This window comes from Kribbella italica (genome assembly GCF_014205135.1).
Classification (GTDB): Bacteria; Actinomycetota; Actinomycetes; order Propionibacteriales; family Kribbellaceae; genus Kribbella; species Kribbella italica.
The window spans coordinates 3,733,133-3,753,003 of record NZ_JACHMY010000001.1; the positions used below are offsets into that span (position 1 = coordinate 3,733,133).

The 19,871-nt window shown below is 69.1% G+C and carries 18 protein-coding genes; 9 read left to right on the forward strand and 9 right to left on the reverse strand.

Going from position 1 to position 19,871, the window contains the following annotated elements; translation table 11 throughout:
• Positions 1–4: 4 nt before the first annotated feature.
• Positions 5–685 (forward strand): nucleoside/nucleotide kinase family protein, encoded by a 681-nt coding sequence (locus tag HDA39_RS17215; protein ID WP_184796219.1) that lies wholly within the window; start codon positions 5–7, stop codon positions 683–685.
• Between the two features lie 569 nt (positions 686–1,254).
• On the opposite strand, the gene HDA39_RS17225 is transcribed toward HDA39_RS17215, so the two are convergent.
• The 7 genes from HDA39_RS17225 to HDA39_RS17255 form a co-directional block, all read right to left on the reverse strand.
• Positions 1,255–1,905, reverse strand: coding sequence for a dihydrofolate reductase family protein (locus HDA39_RS17225; protein WP_184796220.1), 651 nt, complete (start codon positions 1,903–1,905; stop codon positions 1,255–1,257).
• 97 nt (positions 1,906–2,002) lie between these two features.
• Positions 2,003–2,731 carry a PH domain-containing protein gene (locus tag HDA39_RS17230; RefSeq protein WP_184796221.1) on the reverse strand — a complete coding sequence of 243 codons (729 nt, stop codon included), beginning with the start codon at positions 2,729–2,731 and terminating at the stop codon, positions 2,003–2,005.
• Positions 2,732–2,834: 103 nt separating this feature from the next.
• Positions 2,835–2,993, reverse strand: coding sequence for a hypothetical protein (locus tag HDA39_RS17235; RefSeq protein WP_184796222.1), 159 nt, complete (start codon positions 2,991–2,993; stop codon positions 2,835–2,837).
• A 592-nt stretch (positions 2,994–3,585) separates the two neighbouring features.
• Positions 3,586–4,542, reverse strand: coding sequence for a methylmalonyl Co-A mutase-associated GTPase MeaB (gene meaB / locus HDA39_RS17240; RefSeq protein WP_184796223.1), 957 nt, complete (start codon positions 4,540–4,542; stop codon positions 3,586–3,588).
• A gap of 525 nt (positions 4,543–5,067) precedes the next feature.
• Entirely contained in the window at positions 5,068–6,282 is a 1,215-nt protein-coding gene (locus tag HDA39_RS17245; protein WP_184796224.1) for an acetyl-CoA C-acetyltransferase, read from the reverse strand.
• A gap of 43 nt (positions 6,283–6,325) precedes the next feature.
• On the reverse strand, positions 6,326–7,702 hold the full coding sequence (locus HDA39_RS17250; RefSeq protein ID WP_184796225.1) for an AMP-binding protein: 1,377 nt from the start codon (positions 7,700–7,702) through the stop codon (positions 6,326–6,328).
• Positions 7,690–8,535 carry an SDR family NAD(P)-dependent oxidoreductase gene (locus HDA39_RS17255; protein WP_184796226.1) on the reverse strand — a complete coding sequence of 282 codons (846 nt, stop codon included), beginning with the start codon at positions 8,533–8,535 and terminating at the stop codon, positions 7,690–7,692. Before HDA39_RS17255 ends, HDA39_RS17250 begins: the two co-directional genes overlap by 13 nt.
• Before the next feature lie 68 nt (positions 8,536–8,603).
• Here HDA39_RS17255 and mce point away from each other — a divergent pair, with 68 nt between their 5' ends.
• The 3 genes from mce to ccrA all read left to right on the forward strand — a co-directional run bounded on the left by mce (position 8,604) and on the right by ccrA (position 11,751).
• Positions 8,604–9,044, forward strand: a complete 441-nt coding sequence (gene mce, locus HDA39_RS17260) for a methylmalonyl-CoA epimerase (RefSeq protein WP_184796227.1) — start codon at positions 8,604–8,606, stop codon at positions 9,042–9,044.
• A 278-nt stretch (positions 9,045–9,322) separates the two neighbouring features.
• Positions 9,323–10,231: an anti-sigma factor RsbA family regulatory protein gene (locus tag HDA39_RS17265; protein WP_184796228.1), complete on the forward strand. Its 909-nt coding sequence runs from the start codon at positions 9,323–9,325 to the stop codon at positions 10,229–10,231.
• A 188-nt stretch (positions 10,232–10,419) separates the two neighbouring features.
• Positions 10,420–11,751 (forward strand): crotonyl-CoA carboxylase/reductase, encoded by a 1,332-nt coding sequence (gene ccrA, locus HDA39_RS17270; RefSeq protein ID WP_184796229.1) that lies wholly within the window; start codon positions 10,420–10,422, stop codon positions 11,749–11,751.
• Position 11,752: 1 nt separating this feature from the next.
• On the opposite strand, the gene HDA39_RS17275 is transcribed toward ccrA, so the two are convergent.
• Both HDA39_RS17275 and HDA39_RS17280 read right to left on the reverse strand, forming a co-directional pair.
• A complete protein-coding gene (locus HDA39_RS17275) occupies positions 11,753–12,286 on the reverse strand; it encodes a flavoprotein (protein ID WP_184796230.1) in 534 nt (177 codons plus the stop codon).
• Positions 12,283–13,476, reverse strand: a complete 1,194-nt coding sequence (locus HDA39_RS17280) for a helix-turn-helix domain-containing protein (protein ID WP_184796231.1) — start codon at positions 13,474–13,476, stop codon at positions 12,283–12,285. Before HDA39_RS17280 ends, HDA39_RS17275 begins: the two co-directional genes overlap by 4 nt.
• A gap of 230 nt (positions 13,477–13,706) precedes the next feature.
• On the opposite strand from HDA39_RS17280, the gene HDA39_RS17285 reads away from it, so the two are divergent.
• The 5 genes from HDA39_RS17285 to HDA39_RS17305 all read left to right on the forward strand — a co-directional run bounded on the left by HDA39_RS17285 (position 13,707) and on the right by HDA39_RS17305 (position 19,869).
• Positions 13,707–13,967 carry a hypothetical protein gene (locus HDA39_RS17285; protein ID WP_184796232.1) on the forward strand — a complete coding sequence of 87 codons (261 nt, stop codon included), beginning with the start codon at positions 13,707–13,709 and terminating at the stop codon, positions 13,965–13,967.
• Between the two features lie 11 nt (positions 13,968–13,978).
• The gene (locus HDA39_RS17290) at positions 13,979–14,806 is read left to right on the forward strand and encodes a DddA-like double-stranded DNA deaminase toxin (RefSeq protein WP_238356077.1); all 828 of its coding nucleotides are present in this window, start codon (positions 13,979–13,981) and stop codon (positions 14,804–14,806) included.
• Positions 14,807–14,817: 11 nt separating this feature from the next.
• Positions 14,818–15,276, forward strand: coding sequence for an Imm1 family immunity protein (locus tag HDA39_RS17295; RefSeq protein ID WP_184796233.1), 459 nt, complete (start codon positions 14,818–14,820; stop codon positions 15,274–15,276).
• Positions 15,277–16,261: 985 nt separating this feature from the next.
• Complete coding sequence (locus HDA39_RS42370; RefSeq protein ID WP_238356078.1) at positions 16,262–18,325, forward strand: transposase; 2,064 nt, start codon at positions 16,262–16,264, stop codon at positions 18,323–18,325.
• Positions 18,322–19,869: an AI-2E family transporter gene (locus HDA39_RS17305; protein WP_184796234.1), complete on the forward strand. Its 1,548-nt coding sequence runs from the start codon at positions 18,322–18,324 to the stop codon at positions 19,867–19,869. The genes HDA39_RS42370 and HDA39_RS17305 overlap by 4 nt, the downstream gene beginning before the upstream one ends.
• Positions 19,870–19,871: the final 2 nt, after the last annotated feature.

Genomic DNA, 19,871 nt, shown 5'->3' on the forward strand with positions numbered 1-19,871 from the left:
CCTATTGAGCCGGCGTAGCGACGTACTGGGTGAGTTGGCCGATGCGGTCTTGGCTGTTGAGCGGGTGCATCCGGTGCGGGTGGGAATCGACGGGTGTTCCGCGGCGGGGAAAACGACGTTCGCGGACGAGCTGGGCGACGTACTGCGGGCGCGGACCGGGCGGGAGGTCGTTCGGGCCGGTATCGACTACTTCAAGCGGGCTCCGGAGTTGCGGACGGCGTACCCGGTCGAGTCGCCGGAGAGCTACTACCTCGACTCCTGGGATCACGACGCGATCCGTGGGCGCCTGCTGGTGCCTCTCGGGCCGGTCGGCGACCGGCGGTACACGACTGCGATTCGGGAGCCGAACGGGCAGCCGCTGGCTGAGGCGACGGTCCATACGGCTCGGCCGGACGCCGTACTGATTGCTGATGGTGCGTTTCTGCAGGTGTCGGCGTTGGTTGAGCACTGGGATCTGTTGATCTATCTGCACGTCAGCTTCGACGAGGTCCTTCGGCGCGGGGCCGCCCGCGACCAGGCGTGGATGAGCTCGGCTGCTGCCGCTGAGGAGCGTTATCGCACGAAGTACATCCCCGGCGAGCGCCTGTACGTCGACCAGATCCGGCCGCGGTCGCGCGCGCAGGTCGTCGTGGACAACGAGGATCCCGCCCACCCGACGATTGCTTGGCGTCGACCGAGCCGATAAAGCCCACGCGGCCGGGGCGGTCCCGACGCTTCGGCCGAATGGTCTCGTTGATCAGGCCGGGTCCGACAGGTCGATACCGCGCTCGGTCGCCAGGCCTGGAGCTTTTCGAGGTCGTCGGTCTGGACGCAGACGCACGCCTGCAGCCCGTCGTCGCCTTGCCGGAGGATGTAGTGGGCGTTGCTGTCGGTCAACTGGTTGCCGTCGGCATCGTAGAAGAGCCAGCGAACGCGGACCATGGTGATGGCGCCGGACAGCTGCTCCTGGTTCAGGAGTTCGTAGCCGACGGAGGCCAGGCCGAGCTTCCGGTACAGCGGGTAGGACTGCTCGAGTCCTTCGACCATGGCCTCGCGGGAGTCGAGTACGCCGGCGTACCGGTCGTCGAGGATCATGCCCGGCGTCGCCCACAGCTGGGCGGCGGCGCGGGCGTCGAAAGCCGTCAGCGTCTCGGCGTACCGGGTGAGGTACTCGGTGATCTGCGCGTCGATGGTGTCCACGGGAACGACTCTAGGAGCAAGGGCCGCCACGGTCCTGTCCTGGTGAGCCCCGCCCCCGGGGCTCACCAGAGCTGACTACCTGCGCCAGAAGAGGTGGTGGGTGATGCCGCTGGGGCTCGGTACGACGTCCAGGTGGTAGCGGTCGAGCAACTCGTCCGGGGACTTCCAGAGACTGCGGCCGGCGCCGAACTCGACCGGGGCGACCGCGACGTGGAGCGTGTCGATGAGATCGGCGTCGAGGAACTGCCGGATGGTGCTGACGCCGCCGCCGAGCCGGACGTCCTTGCCCTGCGCGGCCTCGCGCGCCTGCGCGAGGACCGTGGCGGGATCGCCGTCGACGAAGTGGAACGTGGTGTCGGCGAGGCTGTACGACGGCCGCAGGTGGTGCGTCATCACGAACACCGGCGTACGGAACGGCGGCTCGTCGCCCCACCAGCCGCGCCACTGGTGATCGAGCCAAGGTCCGCGTTGGTGGCCGAACTTGTTGCGGCCCATGATCTCGGCGCCGATGTTGTGGGTGAAGTCGCGGGTGAGGTAGTCGTCGAGGCCCCGGCTGCCGCCGGGGTCGGTGCGGTTGGGCCAGCTCGCGGTCGCGCCGGCCCAGCTGAACAGCCGTTCCGCTCCGGGCAGGCCGAACGGGTTGTCCAGGGTCTGGTGCTCGTCGGGACCGGCGGCGATACCGTCGCTCGAGACGTTGAAGTTCTGGACCTTCAGCAGCTGCGCCACGTGTTCCTCCTGTGATGGGACTCGGGTTCGTCACCATCAGGTCGGAGCCGATCGACGGATCTTGACCTGCGGGAGCGGCAGCGGTACGCCGTACGGGCTAGTCCTCGCGCTCCTGGTCGGTCCAGTTGGCTTGCTCGCTGTTGAAGATCGACTTGGAGCTGCTGCTGGCCACCCGGGTGGACGAGGAAGCAGCCGGCGCCTGGCGCGGGATGGTGGTGGTGACCTCCTGCGCGGAGTCCATGCCGATCGGGCCGGTGCCGTCGTCGTCGGTGTCGTCGTCGTCGGACTGGACGACGTCGACGCTCGCGGAGGCGCGCAGGCCGGTGCGCTGGATGACGCGCTGGATGGTGAGGTCACGGTCGTCGGGACGGCTGACGAACCTGATCTCGCGGAAGCCCTGGTCCTGCGCGGCCGACTCGAAGACGAAGTGGCCGTAGCCGAGGAACCGTCCGACGATCGGTTTCTGCAGGGTGATGTCGAGGATCCGGGCGATCGGGGTGGTCGCGACGGTCTGCGAGAACACGCCCCGGATCCGCATGACGCGCATGTTGGTGACCACGAACCGGTCCCGGTGCTCGGTGAGGAACCGCCAGAAGGCGTGCGCGAGCAGGATCAGCACGATCGCCAGCAAGGCGATCGACGCGTTGCCCGGCGTTTTCCACAGCAGGACGACCAGCAGCACCGTCGCGAGCGCGATCTCCAGCATCGGCACCGCGAACACGACCCAGTGGTGCCGCACCTCGTCGATGACGACTTCGCCCTCGTCCGAGATGAGATGGCGCCGGACCTTCGGGTCGAAGATCCGGAACAGGCCTATTCCGGCCATCCACTCACTCCCCTGTCCACCCCGCTGTCGGCCGTTCGGCCACGATCCCTACATCCAAGTGTCCCGCACGATCGGTCGTGACGGGACACTTGGCTGCGATGGATCAGTTGAACAGCGCGGACAGGAACGTGATCACGCTCCCGAACGCATCACCGACGGCCGAGAACGCACCTCCTACGGCGTCCGCAGCACCCTCTGGCTGGGTGAACAGGTAGAACGCCGCAAAGGCGATGACCAGCCAGATCAGCAGCTTCTTCGGCATGTCACCACTCCTCGTTCGCAACCAATTCGGTCGACTGTGTTTCTATCACGGATAGTCACCATCTGTCACTGACTGAACACAGCCCACAGCATCCTGCTCACCAGCAACAAGTCCCATTGTGTTACGGATCGGGGGGCATGGCAGCCACCGGCGCGCCGCCGTGAGACGCAGATCGCTCACTGCACGGAAGCACCGGGTTACCTGCCCGTATTCGGATCTATCCAACCACATGGCACCGACACTGTGACACAGCGTCATCAACTGTCGCAGGGGTGGTTGCCTGTGGAGAACTTCGGCTGCTGCGGGGGGCCCGCTTGTACCCTCAACACGGAAGGAGCAGGGGGTGGGCGCTGGCGGCGGTCAGAGGGCGGATGTCAACTCGTCGACTGCCGAGCCGGGGCAGCGACGAACAGGGCGTCAGCGGGCCCGGCGTGCCAGGGGCGGGGGCAGTCACTTACCGAGCGTCAGTTCGCCGACCGCCGAGCAGGGCGCGGACAGCGACGTACATAAGGCCCACAGGTCGGCCGCCGTAGGAGGGCGGGGCTGGCGGCGTACGGGCCCGGGGACTAGCGGCGTACGGCGCTCGCGCTTGTCAGAGGGCGGAGATCAGTTCGTCGGCTGCTGTGTACGGGTCGGTCGCGCCGGTCGCGACCTTGGCGGCGAGGACGTCGAGCCGGGCGTCGCCGTGCAGGTGCGCGAATCGTGAGCGCAGCGCGGTCATCGCGATCGCCTCGATCTCGTCCCGGGCCCGGCTGCGCCGCCGTTCCGCCAGTACGCCGGACGCCCGCATCCACACCAGCCGGTCCTCGATCGCCGCGACCACCTCGTCGACGCCCTCGTTGCGGCTCGCGACGGTCTTCAGGATCGGCGGTGTCCACGCGTCGGCGTCGCGCTCGGCCAGGGCGAGCATCGCGCGCAGGTCGCGGGTCACGTTCTGTACGCCGTCGCGGTCGGCCTTGTTGACGACGTAGATGTCGCCGACCTCGAGGATGCCGGCCTTCGCCGCCTGGATCCCGTCGCCCATCCCGGGCGCGAGCAGGATCAGCGTGGTGTCGGCCATGCCGGCGATCTCGACCTCGGACTGGCCCACGCCGACGGTCTCGACCAGCACGACGTCGAAGCCGGCCGCGTCGAGCACGCGCAGGGCCTGCGGCGTCGACCAGGCCAGCCCGCCGAGGTGCCCGCGCGACGCCATCGAGCGGATGAACACGCCGGAGTCCGTCGCGTGGTCCTGCATGCGGACCCGGTCGCCGAGCAAAGCCCCGCCGGAGAAGGGCGATGAGGGGTCGACGGCCAGTACGCCGACCCTTTTGCCGGTCGCCCGGTACGCGGAAACGAGCGCCGAGGTGGACGTCGACTTGCCGACCCCGGGCGACCCGGTGATGCCGACGATGTGCGCCTGCCCCGCGTGCGGCGCGAGCGCGGCCATCACCTCGCGCAGCAACGGCGACTCGTCCTCGACCAGCGAGATGAGGCGCGCGACCGCGCGGGACTCACCGGCGCGGGCACGTTCGACCAGTTCGGCGACCGGCGGCGTACGTCGTGGCATCAGATCAGTATCGGCTGAGTCGGGACCGGGCTCGGCATCCGGGTCGAAGCCGACGCCGGGATCGGCGCCCGGGCCGAGGCCGGAGCCATTGCGGGGATCGGCGCCCGGGCCGAGGCCGGAGCCATTGCGGGGATCCGCGCCTGGGTCGGTTCCGGTGCCCAGGCCGAGGCCGGAGCCGGCACGGGGATCCGCGCCCGCGTCGGAGGGTGAGTCGGTGCCTGCGTCGAGGCCGGAGCTCGTACGGGGAACGGGACCTGGGTCGGTGCCGGTGCGCAGGTTGAGGCCCGAGCCGGTACGGCGAACCGCGCCTGGGTCGGACCCGCTGCTAGTGCCGGGACGGGTGCCCAGGCCGAACGTCGAGTCGGCGCCATGACCGGCGACCAGGTCAACTGCGTAGGCACAGGAGCCGATGTGCAGGCAAGCGAAGGAGTCTCGGCTCGGCTTGGTGTGCAGGCCGAACGTCGAGCCGACGCCGGGGGCAGCGGCCTGGGTGGGGGCTGGGCCGGCGTCGGCATCAGGCTCGGGTCAGCTCTTTGCCGGGACTCGGAGGATGAGGGCGTCGCCCTGGCCGCCGCCGCCGCAGAGGGCGGCGGCGCCGGTGCCGCCGCCGCGGCGCTGGAGTTCCAGGGCCAGGTGGAGGACGAGGCGGGCGCCGGACATGCCGATCGGGTGGCCGAGGGCGATGGCGCCGCCGTTGACGTTGACCTTGTCGACGTCGACGTTCAGCTCACGGGCGCTGGCGATGCCGACCGCGGCGAACGCCTCGTTGATCTCGACCAGGTCCAGCGTTGCGGGGTCGATGCCCTGCTTCGTGCAGGCCTTGGCGATCGCGTTGGCGGGCTGGCTCTGCAGCGACGAGTCCGGGCCGGCCACCGAGCCGTGGGCGCCGATCTCGGCGATCCAGGTCAGGCCGAGCTCCTTGGCCTTCTTCTTGCTCATCACGACGACCGCGCAGCCGCCGTCGGAGATCTGCGAGGCCGAACCGGCGGTGATCGTGCCGTTCTTGCCGAACGCCGGGCGCAGCCGGGCCAGCGTGTCGACCGTGGTGTCGCCGCGGATGCCTTCGTCGGTGTCGACGACCAGCGGGTCGCCCTTGCGCTGCGGGACCTCGACCGGGACGACCTCGTCGGCGAACACGCCGTTCTTCCAGCTCTCCGCGGCCAGCTGGTGCGACCGGGCGCTGAACTGGTCCTGCTCCTCGCGGGTCAGCTTCAGGCCCTCGTCGTTGGCCTGGTCGGTCAGCGCACCCATCGCCTGGTCGGTGAACGCGTCCCACAGTCCGTCGTACGCCATCGAGTCGACCAGCGTGGTGTCGCCGTACTTGAAGCCCTCGCGCGACTTCGGCAGCAGGTGCGGCGCGTTCGTCATCGACTCCATCCCGCCGGCCACCACCACGTCGTACTCGCCGGCCTTGATCAGTTGCGAGGCCAGGGCGATCGCGTTCAGGCCGGACAGACAGACCTTGTTGATGGTGATCGCGGGGACGTCCATCGGGATGCCGCCCTTGACCGCGGCCTGGCGCGCGGCGATCTGGCCGGCGCCGGCCTGCAGCACCTGGCCCATGATCACGTACTCGACCTGGTCGCCGGTGATGCCGGCCTTGTCCAGCGCGCCCTTGATCGCGAACCCACCGAGCTCCGCTCCGGTGAAGCCCTTGAGGCCGCCCAGCAGCCGCCCGATCGGGGTCCGGGCTCCGGCGACGATGACGGTTTCGTTCTGCGAGCTGGTGGTGTCAGACATGTTTGTCACGATACCTGCGACGGCACTGGTACGCCTGTGTCGATCAGGTCACACGACGCCGGTACTTGCCGCTCGCCGTCGTCGGCAGTACGGCGGCGAATCGCAGTGTCCGTGGGACTTTCGCGCCGGTGAGTCGCGTGCGGGCCCAGGCGATCAGTTCGGCTTCCGTGAGTACGTCGTCAGGGTGCGAAGGAGTTCGGCGTACGACGGTCGCCTCGAGGCGGGCGCCGTACTCCTCGTCCGGTACGCCGTCGACGCGGGCCTCGGCGACGGCCGGGTGCTGCAGGAGGACGTTCTCGACCTCGGCGGGGAAGACGTTCTCGCCGCCGGTGACGACCATGTCGTCGGCGCGGCCGTCGACGAAGAACCGGCCCTGCGGGTCGCGGTGGCCGAGGTCGCCGGAGTCGCTCATGCCGCCGAGGCGGGCGCGACGCCCTCCCCCGCCGTACTGCTGGAACTCGAGGCGGCCGGAGATGCAGAGATGGCCGATCTCGCCGTCGTCGACCGGGCGTCCGTCGGCGTCGAGGACGGCGACCTTGACGCCTGCTGCGGGACGGCCGATGGTCCCTGGGGCCGCGCGGAGGTCGGCTGGGTCGGCGATGGTGGACCAGCCTTCTTCGCTGGAGCCGTAGAGGTTGAAAACGACGTCGCCGTACGTCGTGCGGAGGCGATCGGCGACGGACGGGTGGAGTTGGCCTGCGCCGCTGACCACTGCCGCGGGGTGGGCTCTGGTTTGTACCCGGGCGACCCGGGCCAGGACGGGCGGGACTCCGACAAGGAGACAGCCAGGGTTGTCGGTGATGAACTCGGCGACTGTTGGTGGGTTGAGCTTTCGCCACAGAACGACCGGGACGCCGAAGGCCAGGCCCAGGGCGAGGAAGCCCAGGCCGAAGCCGTGGAACATCGGGACGGTCAGGACTATCGGGCCGTGGATCGGCAGTGCGCCGAGGAGAGTCGCGATGGGGAGGGCTTGGGTGATGCGGACGCCGCCGCGTTCGACTTCTTTGGGGGTGCCGGTGCTGCCGGAGGTCAGGAGGATGATCTGGCCTCGTCGGCGGCTCGGCGTCGAGTGTTGACTGCTCTGCGGGGGTGGGGACTTGGAGGGTTCGTGGAGGACTACGTCTGCGCTCTGGCGGAGAGCTGCGGCGACGGCGACTACGAAGCTTCGGTGGTTGGGCTCCTGCACGTCTACTCGAGTGGTCTGCAGGTCGGCGGTAGCTTCGTCGATCAAGTGGTTCAGGTCGGCGTACGTGAGCGGGCCGTCGTCGTCGATCAGGGCTGTCCCATCAGGGTTCTTGAGGGCGGCGATGCTGATCAGCGCGCTCAAAGTGAGGCCCTCGGAGAAGAGTGTCCGGAGGACCCGAGGGCGCCAGAATGGGACGGCTCGCAGAAGGCGGAGCAGGCCTTTCAGCGTGACCATCGGAGCACCTGGGATTGGACGGCCTCATAGGGGCCTTGGGCAAGGGTTGTCAGGACAGCGGCGGGGCGCACCCACCAGGGGACGAGCAGGCGCGGTCGATGGACGAGCGCCCGGGCGATCACCTCCGCGGCGGCCTCGGCGGTGAGACCGGGCAGGCGAGGGCTGTACGTCGGCGCGCTCATCGGCGTGTGCACCAACGGGAAATGGATCGACGTGACCACCACCCCGTCCCGCCGGATCTCCGGCGCGACGCAGCGCAGCCAGGTTTCGAAAGCGGCCTTCGACGCGCTGTACGCGGCCCAGTGGGCGACCGGCAGGTCGACGTTCAGGCTGCTCACGTTGACGATGTGGCCGGTTCCGCGCGCTCGCATCCCGGGCAGCAGGCCGGACAGGAGGCGCGCTGGGCCGAGGTAGTTGACCCCGTCGGTCCGCGTCACGTCGTGGAAGCGCCCCTCGGTCGCGGTCAGCGAGCGCCGGATCGACTTGCCCGCGTTGCTGATCACCGCATCCACCCGCCCGTGATCGGCGAGCACCTCCGCGACCAGGCGGTCGACCGCGTCGGGATCCGTCAGGTCCACGCCGTACGGCGTCGCGCGGCCGCCCGTCGCGGTGATCCGATCCGCCAACTCCTGCAGGCGATCCAGGCGCCTGGCCGTGAGCAGGACGTGCGCGCCGGCGCGGGCCAGCAGTTCCGCCGTACGGGCTCCGATGCCTGACGAGGCTCCGGTGACGAGCACGACGCGGCCGTCGACGGCGGCTTCGAGCCGAGCTGGTGCGGCCCGGGACCAGGACGGGCCGAGCACCAGCCGGTAGATGTCGTGCGTCACACTCATCGAGTCGTCCAGTGTCGCATCCGCCACAGACATTGGCATCCGGCGCCACGGCAGGCCATCTTGGTCAGATGGAGCCCGTGACCAAGACTCTGTTCGACGCGATCGACCACGTGGGCGTCGCCGTCGCCGACTTCGACGAGGCCGTCCGGTTCTACGCCGAGACCTTCGGCATGACGGTCGCGCACGAGGAGATCAACGAGGAGCAGGGCGTGCGCGAGGCGATGCTCTCGGTCGGCGACTCCGGTTCGTCGATCCAGTTGCTCGCACCGCTGTCGGACAGCTCGCCGATCGCGAAGTTCCTGGACCGCAACGGGCCTGGCATCCAGCAACTGGCCTACCGCGTCGGCAACCTGGACGAGGTCTCGGCGATCCTTCGCGAGCGCGGCGCCCAGCTCCTGTACGACGAACCCCGCCGCGGCACCGCCGGTTCCCGGGTCAACTTCATCCACCCGAAGTCCGCCGGCGGCATCCTCGTCGAACTGGTCGAGCCTGTCGACGCGCACCACTGATCAACCCGCCGCGCCCGGCCCGGAACGGCAGCCTGCCGGCGAGAGCGCCTGCCCGCGGCGCGGCTTGATCAGTGGTGCGGACGCCCATCACTCACCAACCTCGCCCCGCGGGCCGGAACGGCGGACCTCCACGCGGGAGCGCCTGCCCGCGCAGTGGCTTACTGAGTGCTGCGTGTTCGCTGACTCAAACGTTTCTGTTTGTTGACTGTGGGTGAAGTTCTGTCCAAGACGCGCGGCTCGCGGTCACAACCCGTGAGTACGGGGCTAATCTGGATGACGTGCTGAGGGACAGCGCTCCGGATCGTCATCACCCCGTCGCATCGGGGTTCCGGCACGACGCCTTCGTCTACACCGATGAGGAGGACTTCGTCCGGCAGACCGTCGCGTTCGTGGACGACGGACTGCACGTCGGCGAGACCGTGGTCGCCGTACTCCCGGAGGACCGCAACAGCCTGCTGCGCAAGGCGTTGGACGGCGTCGCCGACCAGGTGACCTTCCTCGACATGCGCCAGGTCGGCCGTAACCCGGCGCGGATCATCCCGCTCTGGCGCCGGCTGCTCGACCAGGCGCCCGGCCTCCCGCTGCGCGCTCTCGGCGAACCGGCGTACGTCGGACGGTCACGGGCCGAGCTGGAGGAGACCGCGCTGCACGAGTACCTGCTGGGCGTGGCCTTCACCGGGTTCGCCGGCCGGTTCCAGCTGCGCTGCCCGTACTCGGCCGAGCTCGGAGTCGATCCCACCGGCCTGCACCCCGACCAGCCGGAGGACGATGCCGACGCGACCTTCCGGCGCCCGCTGCCCGCCGTACCGGTGGATGCCGAGCGGCAGGAGTTCGGCATGGGCGACCTCAACGCCGTACGGCGTCGCGTGAACGCCGCGGCCCGGTCGCTGGGGCTGAGCGACGACCGGATCGACGATCTCGAACTGGCGCTGCACGAGATCTGTACGAACAGCGTCCGCTTCGGCGGCGGCCGCGGCACGCTGTCGTGGTGGACCGCCGACGGTCATCTGGTCTGCGACGTCGCCGACGGCGGCCGGATCGACGACCTGCTGATCGGCAGGGTGCTGCCGCCGGTCGACGGGCTCGGCGGGCGCGGGGTCTGGCTGGCGAACCAGCTGTGCGACCTGGTCCAGGTCCGGTCGGGCGCGACGGGCACGCAGGTCCGGCTGCACACGCGGGCCCACTGACGCCGTACCGGGCTTTGACATCGAAGGCCTGACATCGAAGGACAGCGCGTCGATAAGACCACTGCGACCGGTGGACTGGAAAAGTGATGGTGGTCTCACCGGGCGCGAACTGTGTCACGCAGCACAGCGACCCGGGCATACTCGACGGTAAGTTCCGCTCACCCGACCGCCGCTCCAGGAGGTATGACGTGAAGCAGATCCTCGACGCGATCCTTGCCGGCGACAGTGCTGCCGTTGGTGGGCTGGACGTTCCGGACCACTACCGGGGCATCACCGTGCACGCCGACGAGACCGGCATCTTCGAGGGCCTGGAGACGAAGGAGAAGGACCCGCGCAAGAGCCTGCACCTGGACGACGTACCGACTCCGGAGCTCGGCCCCGGTGAGGCGCTGGTCGCGGTGATGGCGAGCGCGATCAACTACAACACGGTTTGGACGTCGATCTTCGAGCCGGTCTCGACGTTCTCGTTCCTCAAGCGGTACGGCAAGCTCTCGCCGCTGACCGCGCGGCACGACCTGCCGTACCACGTGGTCGGCTCCGACCTGGCCGGCGTCGTCCTGCGCACCGGTCCCGGCGTCAACGCCTGGAAGCCCGGCGACGAGGTCGTCGCGCACTGCCTGTCGGTCGAGCTGGAGTCCCCCGACGGCCACAACGACACGATGCTCGACTCGGAACAACGCATCTGGGGCTTCGAGACGAACTTCGGCGGGCTGGCGGAGATCGCGCTGGTCAAGTCGAACCAGCTGATGCCGAAGCCCGCCCACCTGACCTGGGAAGAAGCTGCGTCGCCGGGGCTGGTGAACAGTACGGCGTACCGGCAGCTCGTCTCGGCCAACGGCGCGAACATGAAGCAGGGCGACGTCGTCCTGGTCTGGGGTGCTTCGGGTGGCCTCGGGTCCTATGCCACGCAGTTCGCCCTGAATGGCGGGGCGATCCCGGTGTGCGTGGTGTCGTCGCCCGAGAAGGCGGAGATCTGCCGGGCGATGGGCGCGGAGCTGATCATCGACCGCAACGCCGAGGGGTACCGCTTCTGGTCGGACCCGACGACGCAGGACCCGAAGGAGTGGAAGCGGTTCGGCGCCCGGATCCGGGAACTGACCGGCGGCGACGATCCCGACATCGTCTTCGAGCACCCCGGCCGCGAGACCTTCGGTGCGTCGACGTACGTCGCCCGCCGCGGCGGCACGATCGTCACCTGCGCGTCGACCTCGGGCTACATGCACGAGTACGACAACCGGTACCTGTGGATGAACCTGAAGCGCATCATCGGCTCCCACTTCGCCAACTACCGCGAGGCCTGGGAGGCGAACCGGCTGATCGCGAAGGGGATGGTCCATCCGACGCTGAGCCGGGTGTATGCGCTGGAGGAGACCGCGCAGGCGGCGTACGACGTGCATCGGAACCTGCACCAGGGCAAGGTCGGAGTGCTGACGCTGGCGCCTTCGGAGGGGCTGGGTGTGCGGGACGAGGATCTGCGCGCGCAGCACCTGGAGGCGATCAACCGGTTCCGGGACAAGTAGGTCAACTGTCCAGATTGCGGATAACCCAGTCCCACTGAAACGCAGCAGAGACTTCTTCCCCTGTGCCGGACTCCACGGGGCTGAGCGAAGAATTTGATCCGGTGTGCGGATCAATGATTGTGACGCCGCCATACCGGAGCACGGCCAGGGATGCCAGCCACGCTGGGTGTCCAGCTAGGTCGTGCTTGGCAAAAGGGACAGCAACGGCAGGAATCCGAGATCCCAAAGCGGAGCACAAGGTTGTCAGTGGGTAGGTGTTCGCGTTCCCGTTCGCCCAAGCGTTGAGGGTGTTGAACGTGGCCGGAACAACGGCAACGGCGTCAGCTTTGGGAGTCCGCTTCGGATCGCCCGGTTTACGGTTGCCGGTAAGGACCGGAACCTCATCCACATCTTGTCCATCAAGCCATGGGAGGGCGGCATCGGTCGGGATGACATAGGGGTCCCACCCCTGTTCGCGAGCAGCGCGCACGCCGTCTCCGATGCGACTTGCCAGCGGTGCCCCGCAGGTGACCAGGTACAGGGTGCGATGGGTCACGTGAGGACTCCTGCGCGGGTTGCGACGGCGGTCAGGGCTGGGGTGGGTCTACGCGAACGCTTCAGAAGTTCCCGGACCAGCTCGCGCGCGATGGTGTGATAGCGGATCGATTCAGGGGCGACTCGTTCGGCCTGCTTGAGGTGCAGGATCGCTTCCATGTCGTTCTTGGCTTGCGCTTGCGCCCAGGCGAGATCGATATGGAGGCGCGATCGGCGGCCCTGCAGACCTGCCGGGAGCGAATCGGTGTCGATCTCGGCCGCGACGCGCAGGACCCCCGACGGGTCACCGAACTCGGAAGCGACGGACGCTCGGTGGATCATGACGTTGGTCGGGCCGAAGGCGGTCCACCAGTGGTTGCCGTCGTGAGCGAGGAGGCCGGCGAGCTGGTCGGCTGTCGACATACGCTCAGTTGAGGTCGCTCGGTCCGAGCGGCGGGCGGCGATGACTGACGAGATCAGCCACAGCGACCCAGCCAGCGAGACCGCGTCCGGCGCGTCGGAACCGGTCATCGACATGAGCCCCTCGGCCGATCGGACCGCGATCCGTTCGGCGTCGTCGGTCCGCTGGCTGCGAAGGAGGGCGCAAACGACCTGGTAGGCCGCCATCCCTTGCGCGGTCTTCGACTCGGCTGCCATGGCAGCGTGAGTCGCTCGGTCCGCAGCGAGCCAGCCAAGCTGATGCTCCCCCACCTTGGTCAGAAGCTTCGCCGCTGCGGAGTAGACGGAGCAGCGCGCGAGGTGGGTCTCACGGCCATCGCGGCCTTGGTAGCAGTCGTACGCATCGGCCGCCTGGATGAGCTCGGGGAGCATCGCCGTCGCAGACTGGTACCTCGCCGCCTGATAGGCCTGGTTCACCTGTACCGCACCGTTGCGGAGCTGCGGGAGCGGCCAAGGAGTCGTCTGGTCCCCCAGCAGGTGGTGGTAGCCGGCGAGTTGGCTACGGACGGCATCCACTGCCCTGACCTGCTCCGAGGCATCCGGTGCGAGGATCCAGTCACGACCGATGAGGTCGGCGACGTCGATACGCAGAACGGTGGCTAGGTCGTTCAGGGTCGACAGTCGGTCAACGCCCCGGAGCCCGCGCTCGACCTGCGACAGCCAGGATCGTGACATTCCGATGAGGCCGGCCAACGCATCCTGGGACATGCCGCGCCGCTTTCGGTGCGCTCCGATTCGTTCGCCGATGTGCATCTGACCTGCCCTTCGCGGCCTCGATGCTACTAGTCAAGCTCACCGAGCCACCCGCACTGCGCACAAAAGTACGCAGCTCTCCCGCTGCGCACCGTACCGAGGTCCGCCATCCAAGGTTGATCCACGGCCGGTGCGGCGTGATGCGAGGTCACTCCGCACCGGCCGGTCCAGCATCGCGGCCGCGCAACACCCCGTACGTCGCGACCACTTGATCGGAAAGTGAGGTAGTCGTGTCTGATGTCCAGCGCTTGAAAGTCGAGCTGTACCAATTGATGGCTGATGCCCAGCAAGGCGCCGGTAGTCTGGGCGGGTTCAAGCAGAAGTTCGGGCAGACGAGCGCGCACGTCCAAGCGCTCATCGCCGGTTCGGCCACTGGCGCCGATCGGGACATCTCGGAACTGCTGGACGCTGCTGCACGGTCTCTCCAACAGGCAATGGACTCGCTGCAGATCGCAGCGCAGGGCTGCCGCAGCTACGCCGATCAGATCTAGCGCTCCGCCGCATGGCCTCCGAACTTCAGCGAGTCGCCCACGGACTGATCTCCGCACTCGACGATGTGCCACGAGTGGTCGGCTTTCTGCAGGACATGGCACGTCGCTGCAGAAACAACGCGGCGTACGTCGGCGGTATGTCTAACAACCCGGCAGCCCAACGCGCAGCCCTGCAACTGGACGAGGCTTCCAGTCGCTGTGAAGAAGCCGCCCATCATCTCTCTCGGACATCGCCGAGAGCCCGCGGTTGGGCCGAGCAGATGGTCTCCGGCACTGGAACACCGGAGGGTGCTACGGGAGGACCCCCGAAATCCAGGGGTGCACCGGCCGAAGGCGACCGGCGAGGTTCGCAAGGAACTCCGGGAACGAGCACGGCGGACGACTCGACCGGTCCCGGCGACGAGGGGCGACCGCCTGCAGTCCTCGAGCGCTCGCCGCTGGGCGAGGCTGAACCTTTCGACCCCAGCACACGAGAGGTTCTCGAGCGACTGCCGCTGCGGAAGCGTGGTGACAAGACGTCGGGGATCTGGATCGATGCATCCGGCAATGAGCACGATCTGCTCAGCGGAGTCGACGAATACACCTCCGACGTCGATCGTCTGATGGAGGACCTGCAGATCAGAATTGCGCCAGGTGCCGACACCCTTGGCTCGCACGTCGAGGTCAAGTTCGCCATGCGTATGCGCAGAGAAGGACTCACCGACGAGACAATCGTCATCAACAACAGGCCGTGCCCTGGACCGTACGGTTGTCACCGGAACCTCTGGAAGTTCCTTCCTGACGGAGCACGCCTGACGGTGTACGGCCCCGACAACTTCAAACGAACCTATCCCCAGTAAGGAACCGTTGGATGACCTACAGCATCGAGGCCTATTACCGGCACGAGCATGACGACGAACCGGTCGTCCTACGAGCCGACGACGACGTCGATCGACTGGTCGACGCGCTCCTGGCCGAGTCGTTCGATCACACCTTGGCAGCGCTCTACGTCACCAACCGTCCAGCCACAGAACAGGGCTATCCGGATCATGACTTCCGAGTGGGCGTCAACCCCGAGCGGAAGGTCGGAGGCCTGAAGTTCGCCGGTACCTTCAACGGGGTCAAGGGCGTCTGGTACGCCGTCGGCGAGGCGTCTCAGGCAACGAATGTCGTGTACGAGTACTCCGGTCATCCCGAGGACTTCCCGCTCGATTCCGAGATCTCCTTGGATCAGGTGCGCGAGTCCGTCAAGAGGTTCCTGAAGGACGGGGGCGAGCGGCCCGACTCGATTGAGTGGAAGGCCTGGCCGGAGGAGAAGCGAGTTCTGTAATCCGCAGGCGGCACGCCGTACCAGCAGAATGCCAGTGGCGGCCGAGAGGTGCTGGTTGTTGGCCTGATTGGCCGAGCGCGAGCCCGCGTGTGGACCCCGGAGTTGCCACTCGTGCGGAAGGCTCGGCCTGATGACTCTGGCAGCTCGTCTCCGCAGCTCGAATCTGATGTACTGGCACCCTGATCTCTACGACTGTTTGGCCGGGGACACCGATGAACTGTCTCCAGTTGTCGGACGCCTGACGGCAGGCTCTCTCGTTGAATCGGTGCTCGACCTCGGATGCGGCACCGGGCGGCACCGGCCGTCGGAGCGCGGTCGACCAGGTAGTCACCGGCCGTGCGCCGGCGCAGCGGCCGTCAACGGGCCTGACACCGCGTGCACCACGCTCCACGCAGGGGCGCGCGGGTCGCGACAAGGAGCACACAGATCGACCGTCCGGGCGCTGCCACCCGGGTGAGCCGCCGCTGGCACGCCTGCGACCTGACCGCGGTTCCCACCAACATCCCCGGACCGACGCCGCGAGCACCACCTCACCACGCAGGGGGCGGGTGGGCTCGACAAGGCTGACCGGGGTCGGCCGTGGGGGCGCTACCGACCGGGCCAGCCACCCACGGACCGACACCGCGAGCACCACCCCTCCACGCAGGGGGCGGGTGGGCTCGACAAGGAGCACACGGATCGGCCGTGAGGGGCGCTGCCAGCCGGGCCAGCCGCCGCCAGCACCAGGTGACCTGCCCGCAGCGCCCACCAGCCCCTCGGCCCGACGACGCGGGCACCACCTCACCACTCAAGGGGCGGGTGGGCTCGACAAGGCTGAGCGGGTCGGCCATGGGGGCGCTACCAACCGGGCCAGCCACCCTGCACCCGCCGGCCGTGGGGGAGCTACCGGCCGGGGTGTCCCGGCGGCCGGTTAGGTTTGTGGGCCTGGGGTCTGACAGGCTTACGCTGGGGGATTCATCCGCTCCGCCAGAAGGGACACTCAGGGATGGGCGACGAGTCGAGCCTGCCGTTCTTCGACCGTACGGCGACCGCGGCCGGGGGATTCCCCGTCGCACGCCGTGGGTACGACAAACACGCGGTGGACGACTACGTCCGCGCGCTCGAGGCGCAGCTGGGCGAAGCGCGGGGCAAGGCGGAGGAGCTGCAGGCCGGGTCCGCGCCCTTGCAGAAGCAGCTCGACGAGGCCAAGCGGCAGCTCGAGGCCAGCGCCAACCCGTCGTACGCCGGGCTCGGTGACCGGGCCGCGCAGATTCTGCGGCTGGCGCAGGACCAGGCGTCGGAGGCCCTCGAGGAGGCTCGGCGCGAGGCCGAGGAGCTGCGGTCGACGGCGAACAAGGAGGCCTTGGCCTCCCGGGCGACCGGTGAGCGCGAGGCGCAGGACATCCGGACCGTCGCGCTGAACGAGGCCGACAGCATGCGCCGGACCGCCGAGGGCGACGCGGCCGAGATTCGCCGGACCGCCGAGACCGAGGGGTCGGAGGTGCTGCAGGCCGCGCGCCGCAAGGCGGAGCAGCTGCAGCTGACGGCCGAGTCGCAGTCGAGCACGCTGAAGAACGGCGCGCTGCACGAGGCGGAGAAGATCCGGACCGCGATCCAGCGGGAGTCGGCGGCGCTGCGGGCGCGGCTGGCCGACGAGCGGGAGCAGCAGGCCAAGGAGCTGGCCGACAAGCACCAGCAGATCGCGGCCGACACCGAGAACCTGACCGACCAGATGAAGGAGGCCGCCGAGGCCTCCGAGCGCCGGGTCGCGGAGGCGACCGAGCAGGCGCGCAAGGTGCGGGCCGAGGCGGAGGAGTCGGCGGAGCGCACACTGACCCGCGCCCGGCGCGAGGCCGAGCAGGTGCTGACCGCGGCGCGGACACGGGCCGAGGCCGAGCTGGCGAGCGCCGCCGACGAGGCCGAGCGGTCGCGCACGATCGTCGCCCGGGAGACCGAGCGGCTCGCGAAGCGGCGCGACGGGATCCTCGCGCAGATCGCCGGGCTCAACGACATCGCGAGCAACATCGCCCGCCAGGCCGCCGAGCTCGACTCGGAGACGGCCGCGCCGACGGCGTACAACCCGTTCTCCGCTCCCCCGGCGAGCGCGTCGTTCGCCACGCCGAGTTCGTACACACCGCCGGCGACCACGTACGACGCCCCGAGCGGCGACGCGGCCAGCGGCTCGTACGACGGCCCGAGTGGTGACGCGGCCAGCGGCTCGTACGACGGCCCGAGTGGTGATGCGGCCGGCAATTCATACAACGCTTCGAGCGGCGGCTCGTACGACGGTCCGAGTGGCGATGCGTCGAGCAACTCGTACGACGCCTCGACGGCCGGCTCGGCGGGGAACAGCTCGTACGACGCGCCGGCCGCCAGCCCGTTCGCGGCGGAGGCGAGCGGTGACGCGTCGTCCAACTCGTACGACGCCTCGGCGAACTCGAACGACGCTGCGGGCAACACCGCGTCGGCGCGGCCGTTCGCGACCGGCGGCGAGTCCGACGCCCAGGCGCGGCCGTTCGCGGCGGACAAGGCGGAGTCCCCGGCGAGTCCGTTCGCGGGCGAGAAGCCGGACTCCTCGGGCGGCTCGTTCGCGCCCGGCACCTCGGGCGGCGCTTCGGCGAGCCAGTTCGGGGCGGACAAGGCGGGGAGCCCGTTCGCGGCGAACCCGTTCGCCGCGGACGCGAAGAGCAACCCGTTCGCGGTGCCGGCCGGGGATGCCACGTATCCGGTCGAGTCGTCGTACAAGGCCCCGGGGGACAACTCGTACCCGGTGGACGCGAAGGACGACGCGCCGGAGACCTCGTTCACCGGGCGCAGTCCGTTCGCCGGGCCGGACGCCGGTACGGCGCGGGTCGACGAGACGCGGATCGACACCGCCCTGCGGGTCGACCCGGCGCTGCTCGACGACGCGAAGGGCGGCAAGCCGGCCGACGACGAGCCGAAGGACTCGACCAAGATCGACGAGTTCCGGCTCGACGACCTGACGGCCGAGGAGACGCGGATCACCGGCGACAGCCCGTTCGCGCCGAAGGACAAGAAGAACGACGCCGCCGACAAGGATGAGAAGTGACGCCAGCCGGCGACGACAACTCCACAGAAGACAGCAACACCCCGGACCCGGCGGGCGCGGACCCGGGTGCGGCCTCGGCGGGTACGGGCTCGCCCGGCGCTGACGCCGACCCGGCGGGCGCCGGAGCGGCGGGCTCGGGCGGCGCAAGCTCGCCCGATGCGGGCCCGGGCGCGGCGCCGGAGCAGACCGGCGACGAGCGCGTGGCCGCCGCGGAGGCGGCTGCGCGCGAGGCGAAGGTGGCCGCCGCGGAGGCCGAGCGGGCGGCCAAGGACGCGGACAAATCCGCGGACACCGCCGAGGACTCGGCGGAGCTCGCGACCGGGGCGGCGCAGAAGGCTGATGTGTCGGCGGACGAAGCCGACGAGTCCGCCGACGAGGCCGAGGTGGCGGCCGGTGCGGCGCGGGAGTCGGCCAGTATCGCGCGGCGGGCCGCCGAGTCCGACGACGACATCGCCGGGCAGCTGCTGATGGACGAGCGGCACCCCGACGACGGCATGGGCCGGCCCGGGCCGCCGCTCAGGCGCTCCAACCCGTTCGTGTTCGGCTTCTTCGCGGCCCTCGGCGTCTTGGTCGCCTGGGGGCTGTGGAACGCACTCGGTCAGGCCAAGTCCGTCCTGATCCTGCTGGTCGTCTCGATGTTCATCGCGGTCGGCCTGAACCCGCTGGTCGAGTGGTTCATGCGCCGCGGCCTGAAGCGCGGACTGTCGGTCGGCGTGGTCTTCCTGCTGATGATCCTCGCGGTCTCCGGCGTCGGCTTCGCGATCGTGCCGGTGGTCACCGACCAGATCAACGGCCTGATCAAGAACGCCCCGGACTGGCTCGACCTGCTCAACAACTCCAAGACCCTGGACGAGCTGGACAAGCGGTACCAGTTCATCGACAAGGCCAAGGACTACATCCAGGATCCCGCCCTCGCCCAGCGCGCCTTCGGCGGCGTGCTCGGGGTCGGCAAGGTCGTGGCGAACGCCCTGTTCTCCGCCTTCACCGTCCTGATCCTGACCCTGTACTTCCTCGCGTCGCTGCCCACGGTCAAGCGCGCGGCGTACAGCCTGGTCCCGGCCACCCGCCGCAAGCGGGTCTCGATCCTCGGCGACGAGGTGCTCGGCCGGGTCGGCGGCTACGTCAGCGGACAGTTCCTGGTCGCGCTGTGCGCCGGGTTCTTCATGTTCGTGTTCCTGGAGATCGTCGGCCTCAACCAGTACGCCGTGGCGCTCGCGATCGTGGTGATGTTCACCGCGTTCATCCCGATGGTCGGTGGGCTGATCGGTGTCGTCCTGGTCGCCGCGATCGGATTCACCGACGGCCTGTGGGTCGGCGTCGCCTGCCTGGCGTACGGGATCATCTACCAGCAGATCGAGAACTACGTCGTCGCGCCGCGGATCATGCGCCGCGCGGTCGACATCCCCGGCGCCGTCACGGTGATCGCGGCGCTGCTCGGTGGCGCGCTGCTCGGTGTCGTCGGCGCGCTGCTGGCGATCCCGACCGCGGCCGCGGTGCTGCTGATCATCCGCGAGGTCTGGGTCCGGAAGGCCGACGCGTCCTGAAG

Excerpts from the sequence above, each read along its gene's own strand:
- HDA39_RS17230 (WP_184796221.1), bottom strand. The coding sequence starts at position 2,731 with ATGGCCGGAATAGGCCTGTTCCGGATCTTCGACCCGAAGGTCCGGCGC.
- HDA39_RS17235 (WP_184796222.1), bottom strand. The coding sequence starts at position 2,993 with ATGCCGAAGAAGCTGCTGATCTGGCTGGTCATCGCCTTTGCGGCGTTC.
- meaB (WP_184796223.1), bottom strand. The coding sequence starts at position 4,542 with ATGCCACGACGTACGCCGCCGGTCGCCGAACTGGTCGAACGTGCCCGC.
- HDA39_RS17245 (WP_184796224.1), bottom strand. The coding sequence starts at position 6,282 with ATGTCTGACACCACCAGCTCGCAGAACGAAACCGTCATCGTCGCCGGA.
- HDA39_RS17250 (WP_184796225.1), bottom strand. The coding sequence starts at position 7,702 with ATGGTCACGCTGAAAGGCCTGCTCCGCCTTCTGCGAGCCGTCCCATTC.
- HDA39_RS17255 (WP_184796226.1), bottom strand. The coding sequence starts at position 8,535 with ATGAGTGTGACGCACGACATCTACCGGCTGGTGCTCGGCCCGTCCTGG.
- mce (WP_184796227.1), top strand. The coding sequence starts at position 8,604 with ATGGAGCCCGTGACCAAGACTCTGTTCGACGCGATCGACCACGTGGGC.
- HDA39_RS17280 (WP_184796231.1), bottom strand. The coding sequence starts at position 13,476 with ATGCACATCGGCGAACGAATCGGAGCGCACCGAAAGCGGCGCGGCATG.
- HDA39_RS17290 (WP_238356077.1), top strand. The coding sequence starts at position 13,979 with ATGGCCTCCGAACTTCAGCGAGTCGCCCACGGACTGATCTCCGCACTC.
- HDA39_RS17295 (WP_184796233.1), top strand. The coding sequence starts at position 14,818 with ATGACCTACAGCATCGAGGCCTATTACCGGCACGAGCATGACGACGAA.
- HDA39_RS42370 (WP_238356078.1), top strand. The coding sequence starts at position 16,262 with ATGGGCGACGAGTCGAGCCTGCCGTTCTTCGACCGTACGGCGACCGCG.